Origin of the sequence: Micromonospora sp. AMSO12t, assembly GCF_008806585.1 — a bacterium.
In the GTDB taxonomy this organism is placed as follows: domain Bacteria; phylum Actinomycetota; class Actinomycetes; order Mycobacteriales; family Micromonosporaceae; genus Micromonospora; species Micromonospora reichwaldensis.
This window is the reverse complement of the sequence record NZ_WAAS01000275.1, coordinates 1-8,084: the sequence shown is the minus strand read 5'-3', so window position 1 is coordinate 8,084 and position 8,084 is coordinate 1. Positions and strand designations below refer to the sequence as shown.

Here is an 8,084-nt window from a genome sequence, read left to right as displayed (position 1 = left end):
TGGCCGGGCTCGGGGCGTACCGGCTGGGACGGGCGGTGCGGGCGCTGTCCGGGTGCGCCCCCTCCGCACGCCCCCGGCTGCTGCCCGAGCTGGCCGAGTCCGCCCAGCTCGCCGGCTGGCTCGCCGCGGACGCGGGGGACGCCGCCGGCGCCCTGGACGCGTACCGGCTGGCACTGCGCGCCGCCGCGACGGCCGGCGACCCGCCGCTCGCCGGGCACGTGCTCGGCTCGGCCAGCCACCTGCTCACCGGCGTCGGCGACCCGGAGGGCGCGCTGGTGCTGGCCCGCACCGCGTACGCGGGGGCACGGCGGTCGGCCAGCCCCGGCCTGCGTGCCCTGCTGCTGCACCGGGTGGCCCTGGCCGCGGCGCTCGGTGGCCGGGCGGGGGCGGCCCGGCAGGCGCTCGACGCGGCCCGTCGGGTGACCGACGCGCCGGAGCCGGGCCGGGAGCCACCGTGGCTCTACTGGCTCGACGGGCCGGAGTTGGCGGCGATGACCGGGCGCACGCTGGTCGCTCTGGGCCGACCGCTCCCGGCCGAGGCGCCCCTGCACGCCGTCCGGCGGCGCGGCCCCCGCACCTCCGCGATCTACGGCGGCTGGCTGGCCCGGGGCTACCTGCAACTCGGCGAGGTGGAGCGGGCCTGCGCGGTGGCCGGCGAGGCGCTGCTCGACGCGGTCCGCGCCGGGTCGCCCCGCGCGCTGGGCCAACTGGCCGACGTACGCCGGCGGCTGGCCGGGCACGGCGACGAGCCGGCCGTCCGGCGGTACCGGGCGCTCGCCGCCGCGGCGGCTCCGTACCTGCCCCGTCCGGGGCCGCCACCTGGGCCGGCAGGCCGGCAGGCTCCCACGTGGCGTGCGGCGCGTCGGCCCCCCGGTGCCGCGACGGGGTCCGCCCCGACCGGCTAGCGTCGTGGCGTGACCCACGCTGCTCCTGTTTCCCCCGTCGACCGCGCCGGGCTGCGCCAACGGATCGACAAGGCCCTGACCGAGTTCCTGGCGAGCCAGCGCGCCTGGATGGCCGGGGTCGACGACGCCCTGGCTCCGCTCGCCGAGGCGATCGAGGCGTTCGTCCTCGGCGGCGGCAAGCGACTGCGCCCGGCGTTCGCCTACTGGGGGTTCCGGGGAGCCGGCGGGGTGGACACCGACCAGGTGGTCACCGCCCTGGCCGCGTTGGAGTTCGTGCAGGCCAGCGCGCTCATCCACGACGACCTGATGGACCGCTCCGACACCCGGCGCGGCGAGCCGGCGGTGCACCGGCGGTTCGCGGCCCGGCACCGGGCGTCCGGCTGGGGCGGCGACGCGGACGGCTTCGGCGACGCGGCGGCGATCCTGCTGGGCGACCTGTCCCTGGTCTGGTCCGACGCCCTGCTGCACTCCGCCGGCCTGGACCCGCGCACGGTGGCCCGGGCCCGGCCGGTCTTCGACGCCATGCGCACCGAGGTCACCGTCGGCCAGTACCTCGACGTGCTGACCCAGGTCACCGGGGACACCTCGGTGGAGCGGGCCGGCAAGGTCGCCCGCTACAAGTCGGCGAAGTACACGGTCGAACGGCCGCTGCTGCTCGGCGCCGCGCTGGCCGACGCGTCGGCGGAGGTCCGGGCGGCGTACTCCGCGTACGGGCTGCCGCTGGGCGAGGCGTTCCAGCTCCGCGACGACGTGCTGGGGGTCTTCGGCGATCCCGCCCAGACCGGCAAGCCGGCCGGTGACGACCTACGTGAGGGCAAGCGGACCTACCTGGTGGCGGCGGCCCTGGAGACGACCGACGGGGCGGGCCGGGAACTGCTGCTCGGCGGGCTGGGCGACCCCGGGCTGGACGAGGCCGGGGTCACCCGGCTGCGCGAGCTGATCGACGGCAGCGGGGCGCTGGCGCGTACGGAGCAGCGGATCGGGGTGCTGACCGACACCGCGCTGGCGGCGCTGGCCGCCGTCGACCTGGACACCGAGGCCCGGCAGGCCCTGGTCGACCTGGCCATCGCCGCCACCCGCCGCGCCGACTGACCCGCTGACCGGCCCACCCGCGCGGGGGCGAGGGGCAGGGGCGGGTCAGAAGCCCAGGGCCTGGGCCCGGCGCTTCACCTCGCGGGCCTGGTCGCCGGCGAGGGCCTTCGCGGGGCTGCCGCCCGGCAGGGTGTCGTCCGGCTCGTAGAGCCAGCGCAGCGCACCCTCGTCGTCGTAGCCCCCGTCGGCCAGCAGGTTGAGCACGCCGGGCAGGTGCTTCAGCACCGTCTGGTTGGCCACCAGGTCGGCCGGTATCCGGCGGACGCCGTCGCGGCGTACCGCGATCAGCTCCCGGTCCCGGATCATCTGGTGGACCTTGCTGATCGACACGTCGAGGCGCTCGGCCACGTCCGGCAGGGTCAGCCAGTCGGCGGCATCGGCGGGGCCGGCGGATTCGGGGCCGGGCACGGCCCGGTCGGCGGGTACTGAGTCGGTCACCGGACCACCCTGCCATGTCCCGCCCGATCGGGGTCAACGGCACCCCCACGAGCCGGCTGAGCAGGGCCGGCGGGGGAAGCGAGCGCGGCGGGGCAGTCCTGGTCGCACCCCATCTGTAGCATCCTGTTCAACCTTCACCCCCTGGACACATAGACTCCCTGCCGATGGACACACAGGTCGCCGACACGTTGCTGGGCTCGCTGATCGACGGGCGCTACCGCATCCGCGGTCGCGTGGCCCGTGGCGGCATGGCGACCGTGTACACCGCCACCGACGAACGCCTCGAGCGCACCGTCGCACTCAAGATCATTCACCCGTCCCAGGCCCCGGAACCAGGGGCGCGGACGGCGGGCTTCGTGGAGCGGTTCACCGACGAGGCGAAGACCATCGCCCGGCTGACCCACCCCAACGTCGTCGCCGTCTACGACCAGGGCAAACACTCGGGCCTGCCCTACCTCGTGATGGAGTACGTCCGCGGTCGCACCCTGCGCGACGTGCTCGCCGAGCGGCGTCGGCTCAACCCCGACGAGGCGCTGGCCATCGCCGAGCAGATGCTCGCCGCGATCGCCGCCGCGCACCGGGCGGGGCTGGTGCACCGCGACGTGAAGCCGGAGAACGTGCTGGTCGCCGAGGCCCCCACCGGCGGCGCGGCCAACCTGGTCGACAGCGTCGTCAAGGTCGCCGACTTCGGGCTGGCCCAGGCGGTCGAGGCGAGCGCCGACGACGAGAACGGCAACCAGTTGATGGCCACGGTCGCGTACGTGGCCCCGGAGCTGGTCACCGACGGGCACGCCGACCCCCGCACCGACGTCTACTCCGCCGGCATCGTGCTGTTCGAGATGCTCACCGGTCGGGTGCCCTACGACGGGGACCGTCCGGTCGACGTCGCCTGGCAGCACGTCGACAACGACGTCCCGACGCCGTCGACCCTGGTGCCCGGCCTGCCCAGGGCGCTCGACGAACTGGTCGCCCGGGCCACCCGGCGTGATCCGGGCGCCCGGCCGACGGACGCCGGCGCGTTGCTGGCCGAGGTGCAGGCGGTCCGGGACGACCTGGGCGACGCGAACACGCGTACCGCCGTGTTGCGCCGGGTGTCCGACGAGCCGATGGCCGGGCCGACCATGATGGTCGCGGCGGTCCAGCCGGCCCAGCGGCCCGCCTGGGCCCGGCTGCCCGAGGGCGCCGCCCCCCGGGCGGGCCGTCGCCGGGCCGAGCCCGACGAGGACGAGGGCCTGTGGTCGCGGCTGTCCGCGCTGCGCGCCCGGGTGATGGGCGACCCGCGCGGCCGCAGGGCGGTCATCGCCGCCGCGGTGGTGCTGGTCCTGCTGGTCGCCGGCGGCGGCTGGTGGCTGGCGGCCGGACGCTACACGGAGGCCCCGCAGCTGGTGGCGATGACCAAGGCCGACGCGGAGGCGCAGGCCGCCCGCGTCGGGGTCGTCCTCAGCTACGCCGATCCGCGCTACGACGAGAAGGTCCCGAAGGACGCCGTCCTGGCGCAGGACCCGGCCTCGGCCACCCGGATCGTCAAGGGCGGCACGATCACGCTGACCCTCTCGCTGGGGCCGGAGCGCTTCCCGGTGCCCGACGTGGTGGGCAAGGAATTCGAGCTCGCCGAGGCGGACCTGCTCGACGCGAAGCTGGTGGTGGCGAAGGGCACCGCCCGCTACGACGACAACCTGCCCGCGGGCGTCGTGTTGGAGACCAACCCGAAGGTCGGCGCCGAGGTGAAGCCGGGCGACAAGATCACGGTCGTCCTCAGCAAGGGCAAGGCCCCGATCTCCGTGCCCAACCTGGTCGGCAAGAGCCTGGGTGAGGCCAAGACGATCCTCGCCCAGCTGGGCCTGGAGCTGGTGGAGCCCACCTACAAGGACTCCGACAAGCCCAGGGACGAGATCCTCGGGCAGAGCCCGGCCGACGGCACCGGGGTGGAGCGGGGAGCGAAGGTCAAGCTGGAACTCAGCAAGGGCCCGCCGCTGGTCGCCGTGCCCCGGGTCATCGACCTGCCCTGCCAGCAGGCCAAGCAGCTCCTGGAGAGCCAGGGCTTCCCGGTGGCGATCCAGTTCAACCCGAACGGCATCACCCGGTTCCAGAACCCGCCGGAGAACACGCAGGTGCCGCCGGCCACCCCGGTCACCCTCGGATGCATGTAGCGATGCCGGCACCGCAGCGGCTGGTCGGCTCGCACACGCCCACCTCCGGCGGCCTGGCGAGGGCCGCCCTGCCGTACGCCGACGCGGCCGGCTCGCGGGTCGTGCAGGTCTACGTGTCCAACTCGCGGGGCTGGGCGCTGCCGCCCGGCGACCCGGCCCAGGACGTGGCGTTCCGCGACGGCTGCGGCGAGCGGGGCGTGCCCGTCTTCATCCACGCGTCCCTGCTGGTCAACCTCGGCTCCCCCACCGCCAACACGGTCGAGCGTTCGGCGGAGACGCTCGCCCACGCGCTGCGCCGGGGCCGGGCGATCGGCGCCGAGGGCGTGGTCTTCCACGCCGGCAGCGCGGTCGACGAGGGGTACGCCGAGGCCGCCATGCGGCAGGTACGCGAGACGCTGCTGCCGCTGCTCGACGAGGCGGCGGCAGCGGACGGCCCGCGGCTGCTGGTCGAGCCGAGCGCGGGCGGCGGTCGCTCGCTCGCCTCGCGGGTGGAGCAGCTCGGGCCCTACCTCGACGCGGTGGAGCGGCACCCCTGGCTCGGGGTCTGCTTCGACACGTGCCACGCCTGGGCCGCGGGGCACGATCTGGCCGCCGAGGGCGGCATGACCGCGACGCTGGACACGCTCGTGGCGACGGTCGGGGCCGACCGGCTTCGGCTGGTGCACGCGAACGACTCGAAGGACCTCTGCGGTTCCACCCGGGACCGGCACGAGAACATCGGCAAGGGCACCATCGGCGAGCCGGCGTTCGCCGAGCTGATGGCGCATCCGGCCACCGCCGGCGTCCCGGTCGTGGTGGAGACGCCGACGGAGAAGCACGTCGGCCACGCCGCCGACATCGCCACCCTCAGGCGCCTGCACCCCTGACGCGGGGCCGGCGGGGCGGTCAGCCCCGCAGGACGCGGGTGAGGACCTCGACGGCGCGCTCGATGCCGGCGTCGTCGACGTCCAGGTGGGTGACCAGGCGGGCGGTGCGGGGGCCGAGCACCGAGACCAGGACGCCCTCGGCGCGGGCGGCGGCGGCCAGGGCGTGCGCGTCCAGCGGCGCCTTGGTCAGGTCCAGCGGCACCAGGTTGGTCCGGACGGTCGTGGCCAGCACCCCGAACGGGGCGATCGCCTCGGCGAGCCGGGCCGCCTTCGCGTGGTCGGCGGCGAGCCGGTCGACGTGGTGGGCCAGCGCGTACCGGCCGGCGGCGGCCAGGATGCCGGCCTGCCGCATCCCGCCGCCCATCCGCTTGCGGATCACCCGGGCTCGCGCGATCTTGTCGGCGCTGCCGACGACCAGCGAGCCGACCGGCGCGCCGAGCCCCTTGGAGAGGCAGACCGACAGGGTGTCGAAGAGGGCGCCGTACCCGGCCAGCGGCACACCGTCGGCGACGTGCGCGTGCCAGATCCGGGCCCCGTCGCAGTGCAGGGCCACGCCCGCGTCGTCGGCGACCCGGCGCAGCTCGCGCAGGGTGGCCAGCGGGATCACCCCGCCGCCGCCCCGGTTGTGGGTCTGCTCGACGGCGATCGCCCGGGTGGGGACCGCGTGGTAGCCCTCGGGACGGACCATCGCGGCGACGACGCCCGGGTCGATGTCCGCGCCCACCGGTGACCAGGTCCGCGAGGAGATGCCGCCGTACGCCGCAGCGGCCCCGATCTCGTACGTCACCACGTGCGCGTCGGCGTCGCAGAGCAGCTCGTCGCCCGGCGGCACCACCAGTTGCAGGGCGATCTGGTTGGCCATCGACCCGCTCGGGGCGAACAGCGCCGCCTCGTGCCCGAACAGCGCGGCGACCTCGGCCTCCAGCGCGTTGACGGTCGGGTCCTCGCCGTAGACGTCGTCGCCGACGTCGGCGGCGGCCATCGCCTCCCGCATCCCCGGCGTGGGCCGGGTCACGGTGTCCGAACGAAGATCGACGAATACGTCAGCCACTGTCATCCTTTCGGCTGCCGACTGCGGGGCTCACAAGCTCACTCCTCGCGTCAGCCACTGTCATCCCTCCGGCTGCCGGCTGAGGGGCTCGCACGTCAGCCACGGAGCATCTCCGCCACGAGGAAGGCCAGCTCCAGCGACTGCTGGGTGTTCAGTCGCGGGTCGCAGGCGGTCTCGTAGCGGCCGGGCAGGTCGAGGTCCTCGATGCCCTGGGCGCCGCCCAGGCACTCGGTGACGTCCTCGCCGGTCAGCTCCACGTGCAGCCCGCCCGGGTGGGTCTCCAGGCCCCGGTGCACCTCGAAGTAGCCGAGCACCTCGTCCACGATGCGGTCGAAGTGCCGGGTCTTGTAGCCGTTGGACGACTCGTGCGTGTTGCCGTGCATCGGGTCGCACTGCCAGACCACCTTGGCGCCGGCGGCGGTCACCTTCGCCACGATCGGCGGCAGGGCGTCGCGGACCCGGTGGTTGCCCATCCGGCTGATCAGGGTGAGCCGGCCGGGGACGTTCTCCGGGTTGAGCTTCTCGCAGAGCTCGATGGCCTCGTCCGGGGTCGTCGTCGGGCCGAGCTTCACGCCGATCGGGTTGGCGATGCGGGAGATGAAGTCGATGTGCGCCCCGTCGATCTGCCGGGTGCGCTCGCCGATCCACAGGAAGTGCCCGGACAGGCCGTACGCCCGGCGGTCGGAGACCCGGGTCAGCGCCCGGTCGTACTCCAGGGCGAGGGCCTCGTGCGAGCAGTAGAGGGTGACGGTGCGCAGCGCCTCGTCGTCGGTCATCCCGCAGGCCCGGATGAAGGCCAGCGCCCGGTCGATCTCGCGGGCGATCGCCTCGTAGCGCTCGCCGGCCGGGGAGTTCTTGACGAAGCCCTTGTTCCAGTCGTGCACGGCGTGCAGGTCGGCCAGCCCGCCGGCCAGGTACGCGCGGAGCATGTTCATCGCGGCGGCCGAGTTCGCGTACGCCCGGATCATGCGCTGCGGGTCGGCGGCCCGTGCCTCCGGCGTCGCCTCCAGCGAGTTGATCATGTCGCCGCGGTAGGCGGGCAGCCCGCGCGCGTCGGTCGGCAGCGACCGGGGCTTGGTGTACTGCCCGGCGACCCGGGCCACCTTGACCACCGGCAGCGAGGCGCCGTAGGTGAGCACGATCGCCATCTGGAGCAGAGTGCGGGCGTTGGCCAGCAGGTGGCTCTCGGTGTTGTCGACGAAGGTCTCCGCGCAGTCGCCGCCCTGGAGCAGGAAGGCCTTGCCCTCGCACACCAGCGCCAGCCGCTGCCGCAGTTGGTCGACCTCGTAGGGCGCCACCACCGAGGGCACCGTGTCGAGCACCTTGCAGACCTCGGCGACCTCCGCCGGATCCGGCCACGGCGGGATCTGTGTGCGCGGCAGCTCCCGCCAGCGGTCGAGGCCGAGGGCCGCGTCCTCGGCGGAGTCGACGGTCGGACGGCTGGTCTGCAGCCCAGGGCTGCCCACCGCGGGATGGCTCAGCTGATGCCACTCATGGCGCATGACAGAAAGCGTACGGCGAGCGGCCCGGCGACCGACCGGCGAGGGGGATGGTTCCGGCAGGTGAGAGCGGGCTCACCGGG

Annotated in this window: 6 protein-coding genes and 1 pseudogene; 4 read left to right on the top strand and 3 right to left on the bottom strand. The window is 74.9% G+C overall.

Annotated features, from left to right (window positions below):
* A pseudogene (locus tag F6X68_RS27535) lies at positions 1 to 905 on the top strand (hypothetical protein); the annotation flags it as partial.
* A gap of 9 nt (positions 906 to 914) precedes the next feature.
* Positions 915 to 1,997 (top strand): polyprenyl synthetase family protein, encoded by a 1,083-nt coding sequence (locus F6X68_RS27530; protein WP_151456994.1) that lies wholly within the window; start codon positions 915 to 917, stop codon positions 1,995 to 1,997.
* Positions 1,998 to 2,042: 45 nt separating this feature from the next.
* On the opposite strand, the gene F6X68_RS27525 is transcribed toward F6X68_RS27530, so the two are convergent.
* Positions 2,043 to 2,435 carry an Rv2175c family DNA-binding protein gene (locus tag F6X68_RS27525; RefSeq protein WP_151456993.1) on the bottom strand — a complete coding sequence of 131 codons (393 nt, stop codon included), beginning with the start codon at positions 2,433 to 2,435 and terminating at the stop codon, positions 2,043 to 2,045.
* Between the two features lie 164 nt (positions 2,436 to 2,599).
* Between F6X68_RS27525 and pknB the strand changes: the two genes are divergently transcribed.
* Both pknB and F6X68_RS27515 read left to right on the top strand, forming a co-directional pair.
* A complete protein-coding gene (gene pknB, locus F6X68_RS27520) occupies positions 2,600 to 4,585 on the top strand; it encodes a Stk1 family PASTA domain-containing Ser/Thr kinase (protein ID WP_151456992.1) in 1,986 nt (661 codons plus the stop codon).
* Positions 4,586 to 4,587: 2 nt separating this feature from the next.
* Positions 4,588 to 5,451, top strand: a complete 864-nt coding sequence (locus F6X68_RS27515; RefSeq protein WP_151456991.1) for a deoxyribonuclease IV — start codon at positions 4,588 to 4,590, stop codon at positions 5,449 to 5,451.
* 19 nt (positions 5,452 to 5,470) lie between these two features.
* On the opposite strand, the gene F6X68_RS27510 is transcribed toward F6X68_RS27515, so the two are convergent.
* Positions 5,471 to 6,502 carry a low specificity L-threonine aldolase gene (locus F6X68_RS27510; RefSeq protein ID WP_151456990.1) on the bottom strand — a complete coding sequence of 344 codons (1,032 nt, stop codon included), beginning with the start codon at positions 6,500 to 6,502 and terminating at the stop codon, positions 5,471 to 5,473.
* 95 nt (positions 6,503 to 6,597) lie between these two features.
* Complete coding sequence (locus tag F6X68_RS27505; protein ID WP_151456989.1) at positions 6,598 to 8,004, bottom strand: class II 3-deoxy-7-phosphoheptulonate synthase; 1,407 nt, start codon at positions 8,002 to 8,004, stop codon at positions 6,598 to 6,600.
* Between the last annotated feature and the right edge of the window lie 80 nt (positions 8,005 to 8,084).